This is a genomic window from Chryseobacterium sp. MYb264 (genome assembly GCF_035974275.1).
Classification (GTDB): domain Bacteria; phylum Bacteroidota; class Bacteroidia; order Flavobacteriales; family Weeksellaceae; genus Chryseobacterium.
The window spans coordinates 1,109,196-1,125,292 of sequence record NZ_CP142422.1; the positions used below are offsets into that span (position 1 = coordinate 1,109,196).

Annotated in this window: 14 protein-coding genes; 1 reads left to right on the forward strand and 13 read right to left on the reverse strand. The window is 36.3% G+C overall.

The features are described 5' to 3' along the window. Positions 1-246: 246 nt before the first annotated feature. The 8 genes from VUJ46_RS04905 to VUJ46_RS04940 form a co-directional block, all read right to left on the reverse strand. A complete protein-coding gene (locus VUJ46_RS04905; RefSeq protein ID WP_326983882.1) occupies positions 247-1,662 on the reverse strand; it encodes a TolC family protein in 1,416 nt (471 codons plus the stop codon). Between the two features lie 33 nt (positions 1,663-1,695). Beyond that, positions 1,696-4,806 (reverse strand): efflux RND transporter permease subunit, encoded by a 3,111-nt coding sequence (locus VUJ46_RS04910; protein ID WP_326983883.1) that lies wholly within the window; start codon positions 4,804-4,806, stop codon positions 1,696-1,698. A gap of 29 nt (positions 4,807-4,835) precedes the next feature. After that, positions 4,836-5,948, reverse strand: a complete 1,113-nt coding sequence (locus VUJ46_RS04915; protein WP_326983884.1) for an efflux RND transporter periplasmic adaptor subunit — start codon at positions 5,946-5,948, stop codon at positions 4,836-4,838. 433 nt (positions 5,949-6,381) lie between these two features. Continuing rightward, entirely contained in the window at positions 6,382-6,714 is a 333-nt protein-coding gene (locus VUJ46_RS04920; protein WP_326983885.1) for a DMT family transporter, read from the reverse strand. A gap of 10 nt (positions 6,715-6,724) precedes the next feature. Next, positions 6,725-7,489, reverse strand: a complete 765-nt coding sequence (locus VUJ46_RS04925) for a LytR/AlgR family response regulator transcription factor (protein WP_326983886.1) — start codon at positions 7,487-7,489, stop codon at positions 6,725-6,727. After that, the gene (locus VUJ46_RS04930) at positions 7,476-8,570 is read right to left on the reverse strand and encodes a sensor histidine kinase (protein WP_326983887.1); all 1,095 of its coding nucleotides are present in this window, start codon (positions 8,568-8,570) and stop codon (positions 7,476-7,478) included. Before VUJ46_RS04930 ends, VUJ46_RS04925 begins: the two co-directional genes overlap by 14 nt. 946 nt (positions 8,571-9,516) lie before the next feature. After that, positions 9,517-10,266, reverse strand: coding sequence for a DeoR/GlpR family DNA-binding transcription regulator (locus VUJ46_RS04935; RefSeq protein WP_326983888.1), 750 nt, complete (start codon positions 10,264-10,266; stop codon positions 9,517-9,519). Further along, positions 10,260-11,444, reverse strand: coding sequence for an MFS transporter (locus VUJ46_RS04940; protein ID WP_326983889.1), 1,185 nt, complete (start codon positions 11,442-11,444; stop codon positions 10,260-10,262). Before VUJ46_RS04940 ends, VUJ46_RS04935 begins: the two co-directional genes overlap by 7 nt. A 79-nt stretch (positions 11,445-11,523) precedes the next feature. Here VUJ46_RS04940 and VUJ46_RS04945 point away from each other — a divergent pair, with 79 nt between their 5' ends. Next, positions 11,524-11,922: a VOC family protein gene (locus VUJ46_RS04945; RefSeq protein ID WP_326983890.1), complete on the forward strand. Its 399-nt coding sequence runs from the start codon at positions 11,524-11,526 to the stop codon at positions 11,920-11,922. 41 nt (positions 11,923-11,963) lie between these two features. Here the strand turns inward: VUJ46_RS04945 and VUJ46_RS04950 are convergent, their stop codons facing one another. From VUJ46_RS04950 to VUJ46_RS04970, 5 genes are all read right to left on the reverse strand, one after another. Beyond that, positions 11,964-12,440, reverse strand: a complete 477-nt coding sequence (locus VUJ46_RS04950) for a PA2169 family four-helix-bundle protein (RefSeq protein WP_326983891.1) — start codon at positions 12,438-12,440, stop codon at positions 11,964-11,966. 45 nt (positions 12,441-12,485) lie between these two features. Continuing rightward, the gene (locus VUJ46_RS04955) at positions 12,486-13,610 is read right to left on the reverse strand and encodes an FAD-dependent oxidoreductase (RefSeq protein ID WP_326983892.1); all 1,125 of its coding nucleotides are present in this window, start codon (positions 13,608-13,610) and stop codon (positions 12,486-12,488) included. 43 nt (positions 13,611-13,653) lie between these two features. Continuing rightward, a complete protein-coding gene (locus tag VUJ46_RS04960) occupies positions 13,654-14,460 on the reverse strand; it encodes an AraC family transcriptional regulator (RefSeq protein WP_326983893.1) in 807 nt (268 codons plus the stop codon). A 120-nt stretch (positions 14,461-14,580) separates the two neighbouring features. Continuing rightward, positions 14,581-15,393 (reverse strand): alpha/beta hydrolase, encoded by an 813-nt coding sequence (locus tag VUJ46_RS04965; protein WP_326983894.1) that lies wholly within the window; start codon positions 15,391-15,393, stop codon positions 14,581-14,583. A gap of 107 nt (positions 15,394-15,500) precedes the next feature. Further along, positions 15,501-16,073, reverse strand: coding sequence for a Crp/Fnr family transcriptional regulator (locus VUJ46_RS04970; RefSeq protein WP_326983895.1), 573 nt, complete (start codon positions 16,071-16,073; stop codon positions 15,501-15,503). Positions 16,074-16,097 lie beyond the last annotated feature (24 nt).

Below are 16,097 nucleotides of genomic sequence, written 5' to 3' on the forward strand. Positions count from 1 at the left end.
ATTAATTTTCAAAAAAATATTAAAATAAAAATATAATTTAATATTTCATTAATATAAACGGAATTTATTGAATAAATCATTCCCTAGCTTATTTATTTGATTTTGTTAGGATTAAAAATAATAATTCTAATTTAATTGAATTATTTATAATTTTAATTTTTATTAAAAAATAAAGTTCGTTTTATTAATAAAACGAACTTTTCAGATTAAAAATGATGAAAAATATAATGAGTTTTCTTTAATTTTTTATTGAATTCCTCCGCCCAACGCCCGATAGAGTTCAACTTCCGCATTTAATTTTTCCAAAATGACGCTGTTTTGTTCCAAATCATTTTGAAGCTTATTGTTCTGTGCAGTGATGACTTCTAGATAAGTTGCCATCCCACTTTTATATAATTTTAAAGCATCTGTTATTCCTTTTTCGAGAATTTGTGTCCGTTCATGTAACAAAGCTAATCTCTCTGTACTTCCTTTGGATTTGGCCATTGCATCAGAAACTTCCCCCACAGCGGTCATCATCGTCTGCTTAAAAGTAATCACGGCCTTTTCCTGTTCAATAATCGCTGTCTGATACGCTGTTTTCAATTGTCTTTTCTGTAAAATCGGCATCGCCAAATTGGCCGCAAGCGTTTTGGTAAGAGAACCGGGAAGGTCGAACCATGTATTGACCTTAAATGAATTGACTCCAATTTGTGGTGACAGGCTGATACTCGGATACATCGCTGCTTTTGCGAGTCCAGTTTTCGCATTCAGACTAATAACATTCAATTCTGCAGCTTTCAGATCCGGTCTCCGGCTAAGTAATTTTGCAGGAACTTCCGCTGTCAGAGAATTTTCGGAGATCCTACGGGTGATGCCTTCTGATCTTTCAACATACGCAGGATACTCTCCGCAAAGAATACTCAGCGCATTTTCCTGCACGGAAATATTTTGCTGCGCCAGAGGAACGAGAAGTTCTGCCGTTTTCTTTTGCGCTTCCGATTGCTGAATCGCTAATGAATTAATCTGTCCTGCCGTATACTGAAGCTTCATCATCTGCAGTGTTTTGTCACTAAGCTCAATATTCTGCCTGGCAATTCTTAACTGTTCATCAAGGCTCATGAGATTATAGTAAGCCTGTGCGACCTGAACAATAATCCTGCTTTGGATGGCGTTTACATTTTCTTTTTGAGCAAAATAGTCTGCAGCAGCAGATTCTTTCTGCTTTTTAGCTTTGCCCCAAATATCTACTTCCCAGGAAAGCCTCAGACCTGCACTGAAATCATCCAGATATTTATTCCCGGTAAACTGCTCATTCAAAGAACCGTTTAAACTGTTTTTGGAAGCCCAACTTCTGTTAGCGCCCGCGCTGAAATCTACGGTGGGCATCAACGTGTTCTTCGCCTGCTTATATGCCAGATCCAATTGCTCAATATTTTTCAATGCCATGTGGATCTCATTATTTCTGGTTAAAGCTTTTTCAATTAAACCAATCAGTTTTGGATCTTTAAAAAATGTTTTCCAAGGTAAGATGATGCTGTCACCCGTTACTTTTACCTGTTGATTATAATTTTCAGGAATTTCAAGATCTGGTTGGGTATAGGTTTTTCCCACCGAGCATGACATCATAAAAGAGACGGTAGCTCCTGCAAGGAAAATTGATTTAATATTAGATATTTTCATTTGAAAGTTGATTTTGTGATACAGAAGCTTTTTTTAAGAAATTTTTTCATCAAGAAACTGAAACAACATATATAATATAGGAATCACAAAAATTCCTAACACTACTCCGCTAAACATTCCCATCGCCGCACTTACGCTGATAGACTTATTTCCTGAAGCCATCCCTCCTGCTGAAAGCATCAGCGGAACCATTCCCACAATGAAAGCCAATGAGGTCATGATAATGGGTCTCAATCTCGCTTTTGCACCTTCCAATGCAGATTCAACAATCGACAATCCTGATTTTCTTCTTTGAACAGCAAATTCTACAATCAGAATGGCATTTTTGGCTAAGAGCCCGATCAGCATGATCAAACCGACCTGCACATATATATTATTATCAAATCCAATCGCTTTTATACCTAAAAATGCACCGACAACTCCTGTTGGAATGGAAAGCATTACCGCTAAAGGCAGAATATAACTTTCATATTGTCCCGCCAATAAAAGATAAACGAACAATAAACAAAGTCCGAAAATAGCAATCGTCTGTCCGCTAGATGATTTTTCTTCTAAGCTTAAACCGGTCCATTCATAACTGTAGTCGGAAGGAAGTTTGTCTAAAGTATTTTCAAGCTTAGTAATCAACTCTCCGTTACTTACACCCGGTTTTGGAGTCACATTGATATTTAAAGAGTTGTATAAATTGTACCGTTGCACCGATTCCGGGCCGTATACTTTATTTAAGGTAATCAAGGTATTGGCTGGCACCATTTCTCCTTTATTATTTTTCACGAAAATATCGTTGAAAGCAGTTTCATCCATTCTGAAAATTCCGTCAGCTTTAATATTCACACGGTAAAATTTCCCGAATCTTGAAAAGTTCTGCGACTGATCTCCTGAAAAATAAGTCTGAATGGTTCCTAATAAGCTGGAAATACTTACGCCCAACTGTTTTGCCTTGTCTTCATTAACCTCTAATTCCAGTTGAGGATAATCGGCACGGAACATGGTGTACGCAAAACCAACCTCAGGGATCTTCATCAGCTGGCTGATTACCTCATCGGCCTTGGCTTTCAGTACCTGCGGATCTCTTCCCATACGGTCCTGCAAAACAATTTCTGCATCATTGGTTACTCCGTAGCCTTCTACCGGTGGCATTCTGAAAGTCATCACACTTCCTTCTTTAATAACAGAAAGTTTTTCATTGATTATATTCATTATGGCATCAATATCATGAATTTCTCCTCTTTCTTTTTTAGGTTTTAATTTCACAAATCCCATCGCATACGCCGGTCCGGCACTATTGCTTAGCAGATTAAATCCTGTAATGGATGTATTGGTCTCCACAGCCGGAATAGATTTGAAAATCGTATTTACCCTTTCGGTTACTTCTGTTGTTTTTGTTAAACCTGTTCCGGGAGGCATGCTTAAGGTGTACATCATTAGTCCGTCATCTTCCATCGGAACAAAACTTCGTGGTGTGCTCGTCATTAACCAAGCAGCTAAAGCAATAATTCCGACCACGAAACCTCCTGCAAGCCATTTGCGTTTAACTAAAAATCTTAATCCCTTTACATAACGGTTCGTCATATTATTAAAACCGGCATTGAAAGCCATTGAAAATCTTTTGGTAAAACTTTTTGTCTCTTCATACTGATTTCCGGAATGGTTATTTTTAAGAAAAACGGCACATAAAGCAGGTGTTAACGTTAAAGCATTCACCGCCGAAATGATAATCGCAATCGCTAAAGTATATGCAAACCGCTTATAGAACAGTCCCGCAGAACCCGACATAAATCCGATAGGAATAAATACTGCAGACATGACCAAAGTGATTGAAACCACGGCTCCCGTAATCTCATGCATCGCTTTATGCGTAGCTTCTTTTCCCGAAAGATTCGTTCCTTCCATATTACTGTGAACAGCTTCTACTACAACAATTGCATCATCTACTACGATACCGATGGCTAAAACCAATGCGAAAAGAGTCAACACATTAATGGTAAATCCTAAAATCAGAAGGAAAAAGAATGTTCCAACAATTGCGACAGGAACTGCCACCGCTGGAATGATGGTAGATCTGAAATCCTGAAGGAAAAGCAAAACCACTATAAATACCAGAATAAAAGCCTCAATTAAAGTCGATTTTACCTGTCCAGTCGCTTCATCCAGCTTATCTTTGGTACTCATGACCTTAGTCACTTTTACATCGGGAGGAAATGATTTTTCCAGTTTTTCTAGGGTTTTATTAATTCCAACTTCAATATCATTGGCATTAGAACCCGTGGTCTGCATAATAGCGATGGTTACCGCATTTTTCCCATTCGAAAGGTTGTCGCCGCTGTAAGAAATAGCCCCAAATTCCACTCTTGCCACGTCTTTTAACCTGATGAGCTGAGTGCCGTCATTTTTCACCACGATATTTTCATATTGATCGGGTTTGTTTTTCTTTCCTTTATATCGGATGACGTATTCCAGAGCAGCATTGGACTCCTCACCCAATTTTCCGGGTGCCGATTCCAGACTATGATCGGCAATGGCATTCGAAATATCCGAAGGCTCCAAGCTATACGAAGACATTTTCTGAGGATTCAGCCAAATTCGCATGGAATAATCTTTAAGTCCGAAAACCTGCGCCTGCCCGACTCCTTTTACTCTTTTCACCTGCGGAATCAGGTTGATATTGGCATAATTCTGCAAAAATCTCTCGTCATATTTTTTATTGTCTTCCGTATAAATATTGAAGATCATCACCATACTGTTCTGCTGTTTGGAAGTCGTTAAACCCATTCGGATCACTTCCTGAGGCAAAATTGGCGTTGCCTGCTGTACTCTGTTCTGCACATTTACCGCCGCCTGATCTGCATTGACTCCCTGTTTAAATATAATGGAGATCGAGAAAGAACCGTCATTACTGGCGTTAGACTTAATATATTCCATATCTTCCACCCCGTTGATCTGTTCTTCAAGCGGAGTTACTACCGAACGGATCACGGTCTCACTATTTCCTCCCGGATAAGAGCCCGAAACAGTAATGGTGGGCGGTGAAATATCAGGAAAACGCGTTACCGCCAGCTGATTCAGCCCGATAATTCCCAGAATCACAATGATAAGGGAGATCACGGTTGCCAAAACAGGGCGATCTATTATTTTTTTTAACATGTTAATTTTTTCTTGATTGAATGATTAAATTATTTGGCAGAAATCACGTTCGGAACCACATCCGCACCATCGGTAAGCGCATCGATTCTATTAACGGCAATTTTATCACCTGCTTTTATCCCCTCTGAAACAAAATAATCCTGAGGTGTTCCTTCCGAAACTTCAACGGGAATCATTTTTACTTTCGTTCCATTTAATTGATACACAAAAAATTTATCCTGAATATCTTTTACGGCCGTTTTTGGAATTTTAACAACATCATTTACATATTTATGAATCATCAACCTTGCTGTTCCGCCTGATCGTAACAACTTTTCAGGGTTTTGAAAAATAGCTTTCATTTGAATACTTCCTGTATTTCTGTCGAAATTTCCACTGGCATTTTCCAGTTTCCCTTGATAGTTGTATTTTGAACCATCAGCAAGAATTAATTCTACGTTTCCTGTATTATTTTCAGAAGAAGATTTATTGTATTTAATATAATCCGCTTCATTCATCGAAAAATAGACATTCACTGTATTGATATTTGAAAGGGTCGTTAACGGCGCAGAATCTGAAGAAGAGATCAAATTTCCGATTCGGTTTGGGATTCTTCCGATATATCCGCTCACAGGCGCTTTGATGTAAGTGAAATTCGCATTTATTTTTGAAGAACCTAAAGCCGCCTTTGCCTGAGCAACCTGAGCTGAAGCCGCCTGATAATTGGCCTGTGCTGTTTTAAGCTGCATTTCGGAAACTACATTGCCATCCACTAAAGGTTTTAATTTATCAACTTCAAGTTTAGCACTAGCCTGACTTGCCAGTGCAGATTTCACTGCGGCTTCGCTGTTATTTACCTGCTCATTATAAACTGAAGGATTTATTTTAAATAAAGTCTGTCCTTTGTTCACATATTGTCCTTCCTTTACATACACCGCCTCAAGATAACCTGTAACCTGAGCTTTAATATCTACATTATCCTGCCCTTCGATACTTCCGGGATACCCTGTAGAAACATCTGCATTTCCAGATTGCAGCTGAATAAAATCTGTCGGCATGGCAGTTGTCTGCTCCGCGGGTTCCTGGCTTTTCCCGGAGTTGCAGGAATACATGATTGCAGCCATCGAAAGAGAGAGTGCCCAATATACTTTTTTATACTTCATGTGATGATTTGTTTTGTAATCTTCTGCAAAATAACCGCATAGAAAAGTTTTTCAGACGGATAAATAAAGTGAAGCGGAATTAATGACCGTTGAAGTGCATCATATTTAAAATGAAAGGATTTGACTGTTTTTCAGCTTAGAAAGAGATTAAAACACCTTATATCCATTTCATTTTTATTAAATGCTGCTTGAACATTCATTTTCTCCGTTTCACTGTAAAATTTGCAAAAATGAGTCTGCTTTACTATTATCTTTAAGAAGTTATGAAAGTTTGGGTTTCATCAGGCTTTTTGTTTCTTTATATCATATTATTAAAAATGCCTCAGAAATTTTCCGAGGCATTTATTTTATTATTGAAGAGACAAGTAAAGTCAGGACTTTTTATTTTCACTTCATCCACTTGGTTCTTTATACTTTTCCCTTTTTACTTCATCTAGTGCGTTGCCGATTTTGAAAAAACATTAATAACCACAACTCCCATAACGATCAGAAGAATTCCGATGATGGCAGGAACATCCAGGGTCTGTTTATACACAAAATACCCGATTAGGGAGATGAGAACAATCCCGACCGCCGACCAGATTGCGTAGGCAATTCCTATGGGAATTACTTTAATGGCATGAGTTAACAGATAAAATGATGCTGACATCGCCACAACAAAAATGGCTGTCTGCAAGGGCTTGGTAAAATTTTCCGAAGCCTTCAAAAATGAAGTAGCTAGTGATTCCAGAAGAATGGCACAGGCCAGAAATATATAGTTTTTCATAATTTAAAATTTAATAGTCCATCCAGGATTTGAGAGCAGAAGCCTTTTCACGGCTTACAATAACTTCCATTTCAGGATTTTTGATCAGTTCGAGTTTCAGTTTTCCGTTAAAATGATTAAAAACCTGCTTTACAGAATCGATATGAATGATAAACTGCCGGTTAGCCCTGAAAAATGATTTAGGATCCAGCTGCTTGTCCAGTTCTTCCAGCGTCTGGGGAACAGTCTCTATAGTTCCTGTATTTAACATCGCTTTGCTGATGCCGTGTTCGGTATAAAAATACAGGATATCTTCTGCCAAAACAGTTTTATAACCATCCCGATGTGCCAACAAAAAGCGTTTTCTGTAATCTTTAGGCTGAATATAGTTGAGTAATCCTTCAATCGCATTTCCCAGATAAGGGATGTTTTCCATGAAATTTTCATACGTCCGAAGAGCTGCATCCAGTTCTTCTTCCTCGATAGGTTTCAATAAATAATCGACACTGTTATATTTAAAAGCTTTTACGGCGTATTCATCATATGCCGTAGTAAAAATAACAGGGCTTTTCACGTCAAACTCATTGAAAATTTCAAAGCTCAACCCGTCTGCCAGGCGAACATCGAGCATGATCATATCAGGCGTACCGTTATTATTGAGCCATTCTACGGTGGACGAAATGGAATCTTCTACAGAGAGAATTTCAAGATTCGGCCTAAGCTTCAGCAATAATCTTTTTAACCGATCTGCGTTCGGTTTTTCATCTTCAACGATTAAAATTTTATTTATCTTCATATAGAGGAATTTTAGCGATGAAATCTTTATCAGTTTTTAAAATAATAGGTCTTTTATTGCCTAAAAATTCAAACCGATTGATGATATTTTTAATGCCCATCCCGGCAGATTCTGTTTTATTAATTAATGGTGATAAAGAATTATGAACTACCAGATACTGATCGCTTGTGGTATAAATTCTGATCTGGAGAGGATTGGATTTTGAAGTCTGATTATGTTTTAATGCATTTTCAACCAAAAACTGAAGCGCCAAAGGAGGCAGTAAAAACTGTTTCAGCTCATTATTTACCGAAATATGAAAATGTACCCCATCCCCGATTCTTTTTGTTGTTAAATACATATAGGAATTTAAAAATTTCAACTCTTCTTCTAAAGTGATGGTATCTTTTTTAGAATTAACCAATAAATAACGATAAACTTTTGCAAAGCTTTCAGAGTATTCATAACCAAGTTGTTGATCTTCGAGAATAAGTTCAGACAAAACACTTAAATTATTGAATATGAAATGTGGATCAATCTGCAATTTCAAAGCCTGAAGTTCGGCCGCCATCGCCGCTCTTTTATGTTCGGAAGCTTTTAATTTATGTTGAGTTGCTTCCAAAGCTGTTTTTTTCCAATTTTCCAAAAGGAAAGTTCCTGTATTTATGGCACTTATCAATAAAGAAACAATAATATTGGTCGCGATCCATTGAGACATTAACGTAATTTCCTTCCTGTAATCTATATTTCCAAGGTTATCGCAACCTTCAAAAAATATAAAATTAATGATGATAACAATCACGATACTTCCGATGATCTGAAGTAATGTCTGTGTAATCAGCCTCTTACTGCTCTTTGTATGCCAGGAAATTTTCTTATCTAAATAATAATCTATAAAAAGGCTGACTTCCGCAATAATGATTGAGAATAAAAAGATCCAAAAAATATCTTCAATGATATATGAAAAAGGTTTGTGAAGAAGCTCTTTATACGAAAAAGGATCAATAAGATAGATGAATATGTAGGAAAATAAAAAGGCAATGATCCAAATGACTATCCTTTTTTTGAATCCGTCTAAAAAGTTTTTCTTTTTACTGTTCATACAATTACGCAGTGGTTTTATGAATGTAAAGATAAATATTGATTTAAAGAAAAAAACGGTTTTAAAAGTCAGACGGTGAAAAAAGCAGTTGAAACGTTGATTGATAAGGTTAGAATGATTGCCTTAATCAGATTCTCACATTTGATACAAAGACATTTCAACCCACAAAAACCACACTTCATCCGTATTTTTATCCAGGTCGCCCTATTTTTTCAATAAAAAACCTCGATTTAATACTATTTTTATAATTGTAAATATTGCAGAAGGGTATATTAAAGTTTTCATTTTTATGAATAACATGGATTAAGAATCAATAAAAATCTTTTGTACATTAAAAATTCCTTGTTCGGCCTGTAAAGGCGTCATTTAACTTAATCATGTTGGGGTAGGATTGGTGTTACCAGTCCTATTTTTTGTTTCAGAAAGTATTATTTTTCAATGCTAAAAGATCTTATCATCTGAGTTGAAATTTTAATGTTAATTTTTTGCTCTCGCTCGTTTTGCAGATGACACAGATTGATTTTTTTTACACTTGAAATGTTGAACACTAAGTCCGCCAAGGTTTTCGATAACTAACCGCTTTAAGGCTCACCAAGCCGTTCTATTGATAAAAGACCAGAAAGATAAAGCAATAAAAAATCAACAGCAGCATCCTTGGTAAATAAAATATTCGTGCATTCGTGGCGATTATTTTTCAGCCTTCCATTTTATCTTTGATAAAATCCTTGCGCCTTAAAAACATAGAGTATTAAAAAATATCTTTGCGTCTTTGCGAAAAGCCAACAGAGACAGCGGCATCTGAAAATCTGTGCGATCCGTGGGAAATAAAATGAGTGCATTCGTGGCATAGAATTAGCCAACAACCGATCACCTGGCCTATTCGACAGGATTTTATCCTATCTAGATTTAATTCACTCTTTCAGAGCTCTTTGTTTACTTTTTTCTCCTAAATAATCTGGATATTTAAATTTCTGAATGAATCTAATTCAGGATGATTAGCATCTAAATCTGTGATCAAACTATCTATATTATTGATAGAACATACTTTAAAAGCTTCTGCCCTTCCCAATTTATTCTGGCTTGCGACAGCAACGATCTTTTTTGAAGATTCTACCATTGCTTTTTTTGTTTCGCCATCCGTCAAGGAAACTGCTGAAACACCAAAACCCGCATCAATCGCGCAGGTTCCCATGATAAAAAGATCAGCAATATATTTTGAAACTTCGTTGCAGGTTGTAATCCCTGAGGTAACTGCCAAATCGGCTTCGTAATTACCGCCAAGCATTATTAATTCTACATTTTTGAATTTTTCCAATATCGGAATAACCGAATAATTATTGGTGATAATCCTTAATTTAATATCTAAAGGCATATAATTTACCACGGCGCAAATCGTGGTTCCGCCATCCATAAAAACCGTCATTCCATCTATTAAAAACGGTTGGGCTTTTAAGGCGATGATGTCTTTTTCCTTGGTGAGAAAAGATTGTCGGTCATGAAAAGTCAGCGGATCTTTTTCGCGAAGAATAGCGCCGCCTCTGGCTTTGGATAGCAATCCGTTGCGATGCAGAATATCGATATCTCGTCGAACCGTGTCTTCAGAAACCTTTAAAAGCAAAGCGAGATCTTCAAATTTTACTTTTTTATTTTCTTGCAACTGACTGATAATGATTTCAAAACGCTCCTCTTTTAGCATGATGATGAGTTTTTTCGGAATTTATAAATTAAAGCTACCACAATAAACAGCAAAGCTATACTTTCAAAGGCAATCGTCAAAGAAAAATGATGTGCAATAAATCCTAATAAAGCAGGCCCCGCCAACTGTCCGGCATAACCCATGGTCGTAATAACGGGGATACTTACCGTTGGTGACAGTCCTGAAATTTTTCCGCCTTCGCTGAAGAAAACCGGGACAATATTTGCCGCACCAATGCCAAGGAGAATAAATCCGAGTAAAGATAAAATAATCCACGGACTGAAAATTAGGATTAAAATTCCTGATGAAGCGATGATACTTCCTCCAATGACTACAATTTTACTGTTTAATTTACTGATTAAAGCATCTCCGGTTAGTCTCATTACTGCCATTGCCACTGAGAATGCGGCATATCCTATTCCCGCAAATTCCGCCGCCACCCCTTTGTTATCTCTTAAAAAGATAGCACTCCAATCCAACATAGCTCCTTCGGATAAGAAAACGATGAAGCACATTAATCCTAATAATAGAACAGTTGAATTAAACCACTGAAAACGGCTTGTAACAGCTTTTTCTTCATCAATATTTGAAAATTGCAGAATAATTCCCTTTTCTGTTTGATAATTAAATAAATATCTAAACTGAATGCTCAACAAAAATATCAGCAAAGCTGAAATTGTGATCGCTGCATAGATGGGATTCAATCTTAATTTAATTAAAAATCCCAACCCTAAAGAACCGAACAAGCCTCCTACGCTAAATAAGCCATGTAACGAAGACATAATAGGCTTCCCATAAATATTCTGAACCTGAATTCCATGTGCATTCATGGCTACATCTACGGTTCCGATGCTGCATCCGAAAGTAAAGAGTGCCAATCCCATCAGATAAATGTTTGAAATAACCAATAAACACGGCAATATAAAAGCGGCGGCTAATACACTTCCTAAAATAACTTTTCGTGAACCTATTTTACTGATCAAAACTCCGGAAACCGGCATCATGACTAATGCGCCGCATCCCAATAACAGCAATAATAATCCTAAATCTGCCTCATTCAATCCTAATCTGTCTTTTGCTAATGGAACCATGGGAGCCCAGCTTGCAATTCCCAATCCGCATACCAAAAAGATAAACTGGGTGGCTCTTTTCGCATTAATTATTTGATTGTCTTTCATTCTTCATAATTTTAATATTGCAAATTAATGCAAAATTGCATTAATTTGCAATATATTTATTTTAAATAAAACTTAATTTATGAATATAAAAATTGAACATATTGCTATTTGGTGTAAAGATCTGGAGGTAATGAAAGCGTTTTACATGAAGTATTTCAGGATGACAAGCAATGAAAAATACATCAATCCTGTAAGAAACTTTGAATCTTATTTTTTAAGTTTTAATGAAAATGAATCAACAAAACTGGAATTGATGAAACGTCCGGATATTATTGAGAATCTTTCTGTGAGAGGTCATTTAATGGGATTTTGTCATCTCGCAATATCCGTTGGAAATAGAAATTCAGTAGATATTTTAACCGATACTTTAAGAAGTGACGGCTATACAATTATGGGCGAACCTCGTGTGACCGGTGATGGATTTTACGAAAGTATTGTCGAAGATCCTGAAGGAAATTGGGTGGAGATTACGGAGTAAATAAAAAAAATCCCAGACAATTCTTAATGTCCGGGACATTTTTAAACGAAAGGTTCTTCGTCATTATTTTTATACTGAATCATACCTTTGAACTGATGATAAGAGTCTTTAATGTTTTTCAACTGTTCAGAAACAATCGGTAAACTTTTTTCGCTAAGATCGCCACTATCAATAGATTTTTGATATGCATCAATGGCTGCTTTTTCTCCGAAAACTACATTTTCAAGCGTCGATTCTTCTGTGTTTCCGATGGTAAATGAATTTTTAATATCGATCCAGGTTCTGTGCAAAGCTCCTGCAACGGAGGATGAGTCATTGGCTTCGTCGCCATTTTCGGTAATCAGATTGATCAATTCATTTTTCATAACAGTGGCAAGGGAATTCATTTTTGCATATTCAGGTTTTACATCGGGATAATTTTCCCAAATTTTCTCTTCCACTTTTGCAAATCCCTGAATTCGGTCATTGGTAATATGCAGCAAATCATTGAGCACTGCATTTTCTTGATGATTTTTCATAATAAATTGTTTTGGTGTATGAAAAAACTTGCAATAACTGTACCTCTAATATTCCATCAATTTCATAAAAGAAAAATCTGATTTATGCATTTCTGTTTCGTTTTCACTGGAGGCCCGCTGAGCTTCAGAAACATAGACAAACATTTGTTTTTCATAATCTTGAATAGCTTCTTCAATGTTTTTAAACTGTCCGTTTGTTAAATTTTCGGAAAGGACTAAAGCATCCATTAATCCCGTATTCACTCCCTGTCCGGCAAATGGCGGCATTAGATGGGCAGCGTCACCAATTAACGTAATAGGTAAAGGACGATTTTGTTTCCATAAATTTTTGAGAGGAAGTTTTCTGGTGGGCAATCCAACAAAAAAGTGGGTGGAAAGGATCAGATCTTTATATATTTTATCCCAATCTGAAAATTGATTCAATAAAAAGGTTCTGATTTCTTTCTGATTTTGGAAATTAATTTCAGTTTCAGGTTTTTTGAAAATGACACCGTAGGTTAAAGATTCTTTATTAAAAGGATTCGCGACAATTAATGTTCCTTTATGAGCAGTCATTAATCGTTTGCCATCACATAATTTAAAAAATTCAGGACAATTAATTTCCGGCTGCTCCACATCTCCCTGTATAATAATGGTTCCCGTTTCCTCAACCAGCGTTTCGGTAACATAATTTCTGGCTTTCGACATGCCGCCGTTGGCAATAATTACAAAATCGGCAATTTCATGTTGATGATTTTCAAATTCCAGTTGCCATTGATTATTAACGGGTTGAAGATCAATTGATTTTCTATTCCAGATAACTGTTTCTTGATTTAAACTTTTTAATAAAATGGTTCTCAGGTCATTTCTGTTGATTTCGGGATTATCAAACTGATGTTCTGGAGCGACTTCAATAGTTGACAAGATATTCCCTTTTTCATCTGCCATGTTAATGCCCATAGGCAAAGCTGCTTTATAATATTGCTCTAAAAGACCTGCTTTTTTCATCGCAATTTGTCCAGAATCTTTATGAAGATCTAATGTTCCTCCCCAAATTCGGGTTTCGGCATCTTGATCTCGTTCAAAGACATTTACGTTTGCGCCATTTTGTTGCAGTAATCTCGCCATTGTCAATCCCACAGGTCCGGCTCCGATGATCGCTACTTTTTTATCTTTCAGAATATTTTTCATATGTTTATTTTAATTTGAAGCAAAATTCTGAAATGTCCGGATTTTACGATTGTATAAATGCGACAAATTCACGGTTGGGAATTCGTTCCTTCTTTGCTTTTCGGGCAAATGTTCCCGGAGTAACGCCACTGTAGCGCTTGAATTCCCTACTTAAATGTGCCTGATCGGTATATCCCAATTCCAAAGCCAATTCCGCGAGAACAAAATCGGGCTGGCTCCATAAGGTATTTCGGGCCTGCTCAAAACGAATTAATCCCGTAACATCTTTCACGGTATGCCCGGAAGACTGTTTGAATTTTCTTTCCAAAGTACGCACCGTTGCATGGGCTGCATCCGCAATTTCGCTGACTGGAATACTTCCGTTGGCTTTTCGCATGGCAATTCCGGCTTTATAAAGAGTGCTGTCGGTTGATATTTCAAGATTCAAAAAATATTCTTTAATGAGATCAATCGCTTCTTGAATCTGATTTTCATTAATGAAATGCTGTAGCTTAGCTTGGAGTTGTGCCATCGGATGGTCAAAAGTATCCACTCCTTTTTTGGTGGAATCTAAATTAAGCAAATCAAAAACTGTCCAGGGAAAACATCGTATCGCAAGAATCTGTAATCGGTTTTTTGTATAAAAATGAGCAGGATGATTAAGCAAACCAACCAAGAAAGGTGACGGTAAAGATTGTAAATTTCCTTGCTGAAGAATTTGAAGCCCTTCACCAAAATGAAAAATAATCTCTGCAAAACCATCAGGAATCACTTCAAAATTCGTTTCCTGATCTCCAAAATCAGTATCATTATACCAAAAACATTTGATGGTATCCTGTAATTCCAAAGGAGGTTCAAATTCTGTGTGCATTGTAAATAAGATGAATGAAAAATTAAATTTACTAAAAATAAACAGCTCTTCAATTTAATTAAAATCAAAGAGCTGGTAACAAGGCAAAAATATGAATGAGTAGTTTAAAAATGATTGATTTTATTTTCCAAAATATTTTTCAAATAAAACCAGTTGATTGCTTAAAGATTTACTCCAATATGGAGTATTGTGTTCCCCTAAAGACTCGATGTATAAATGTTCGATTTTATTTTCGGTTAAAGTCTGATGAAATTTTCTGTTTTGTCCGATCATCTGCTCATCTTCTGTTCCGCAATCGAAAATATAATGTTGCTGAGCTTTTTTCATCAAATCAATTTTACTGTCGGTCAGGTAATTATTTTTTAACAAATCAAATGGTCCCAGCACTTTATCTACATTATATTGATTGTAAGCGGCACCAAAAACTTTGAAATCCAGCGCGCCACAAGAGCTTCCAACGATTCCGAATGTATTGTGATACGTTACGCCGATATTGGTGGCTCCATAACCGCCCATACTCCATCCTAAAATTCCTCTTTGGGATTTTTCTTTTTTGACAGGATAATTCTTATCAATGAATTCAACCAGTTCTTTTCCTATAAAAGTCTGATATTGGGAATCTTTCAAAATCGGACTATCGACATACCAACTGTTAAAATTCCCGTCAGGCAGGACATAGATCGTCCCGTATTTCTGTGATTTTTCAGCCAGTCCCGGAATGTCTTCTTTCAACGTCCTTTCAGGATTTCCACTGTAACCATGAAGAATGTACACCGAATTATACGTTTTATGAACTTCTGCATTCGGCGTAATAATGATTACTTTAATCTTTTTATTCATTTTAGGACTGAAAACTTCCTGACGAATTATTTTCTGTGAATACAACTGGCTTCCAGCAATGAAAACCAATAACAGAGGAATGAACTTTTTCATAATGTAAAATTTTAATAACGAATTGCTTTATGATGAAATAAAGCTTGTTTTAACAATACAAAAATGCTCATGAAAAAATGAAAAAACATCAATATATGTTGACGTTTCTATGGATTTAATTCTTTTCTTATTCTGCTTAGCTGCGTTGGAGTTATTCCTAAATAAGAGGCGATATGATGCTGTTTCAGCCTTTGAAATAAAGATCTGTTTTGCATTAAGGCTAAATATCTCGTTTTTGCCGTTTCATACTTTAAAGAAATTTCCAAAGGTTCTTTTTTTACCACCCAATTTTTTTCGAGATAATGAATCTGAAATAAAGCCAAATCGAGATGTTTGTGAAAAAGCTCTCTGTAAACATGCACAGGATATTTTATCACTTCACAGTCTTCTAAAGCGATAATGCTGAATTTGCTTGGTTCATTCTTGATAATCGCTGATGTGGAAGCCACAAAACTGTTTTCTTCAAAGAATATTTTATACACTGTATTTCCGTTTTCATCCAAATTATAATAACCCATTAAGCCGGATTTTATAAAATAATAATATCTCGCCATTTGCCCTTCCTCAAGCAGTAAAGTGTTTTTTTCAAACTTTTCATGTGAGCAAATGTGTAGTAATAGCGAAATACTTTCCTCAGAAAGTGGATAATAGCTGTTAATTTGTTTAATAAATTCTTCCAAACCGATCAGTTTAAGGACATCAAA

What these genes read in the sequence shown, in the direction of transcription:
- VUJ46_RS04905 (WP_326983882.1), bottom strand. Translation starts at nt 1,662, where the DNA reads ATGAAAATATCTAATATTAAATCAATTTTCCTTGCAGGAGCTACCGTC.
- VUJ46_RS04910 (WP_326983883.1), bottom strand. Translation starts at nt 4,806, where the DNA reads ATGTTAAAAAAAATAATAGATCGCCCTGTTTTGGCAACCGTGATCTCC.
- VUJ46_RS04915 (WP_326983884.1), bottom strand. Translation starts at nt 5,948, where the DNA reads ATGAAGTATAAAAAAGTATATTGGGCACTCTCTCTTTCGATGGCTGCA.
- VUJ46_RS04920 (WP_326983885.1), bottom strand. Translation starts at nt 6,714, where the DNA reads ATGAAAAACTATATATTTCTGGCCTGTGCCATTCTTCTGGAATCACTA.
- VUJ46_RS04925 (WP_326983886.1), bottom strand. Translation starts at nt 7,489, where the DNA reads ATGAAGATAAATAAAATTTTAATCGTTGAAGATGAAAAACCGAACGCA.
- VUJ46_RS04930 (WP_326983887.1), bottom strand. Translation starts at nt 8,570, where the DNA reads ATGAACAGTAAAAAGAAAAACTTTTTAGACGGATTCAAAAAAAGGATA.
- VUJ46_RS04935 (WP_326983888.1), bottom strand. Translation starts at nt 10,266, where the DNA reads ATGCTAAAAGAGGAGCGTTTTGAAATCATTATCAGTCAGTTGCAAGAA.
- VUJ46_RS04940 (WP_326983889.1), bottom strand. Translation starts at nt 11,444, where the DNA reads ATGAAAGACAATCAAATAATTAATGCGAAAAGAGCCACCCAGTTTATC.
- VUJ46_RS04945 (WP_326983890.1), top strand. Translation starts at nt 11,524, where the DNA reads ATGAATATAAAAATTGAACATATTGCTATTTGGTGTAAAGATCTGGAG.
- VUJ46_RS04950 (WP_326983891.1), bottom strand. Translation starts at nt 12,440, where the DNA reads ATGAAAAATCATCAAGAAAATGCAGTGCTCAATGATTTGCTGCATATT.
- VUJ46_RS04955 (WP_326983892.1), bottom strand. Translation starts at nt 13,610, where the DNA reads ATGAAAAATATTCTGAAAGATAAAAAAGTAGCGATCATCGGAGCCGGA.
- VUJ46_RS04960 (WP_326983893.1), bottom strand. Translation starts at nt 14,460, where the DNA reads ATGCACACAGAATTTGAACCTCCTTTGGAATTACAGGATACCATCAAA.
- VUJ46_RS04965 (WP_326983894.1), bottom strand. Translation starts at nt 15,393, where the DNA reads ATGAAAAAGTTCATTCCTCTGTTATTGGTTTTCATTGCTGGAAGCCAG.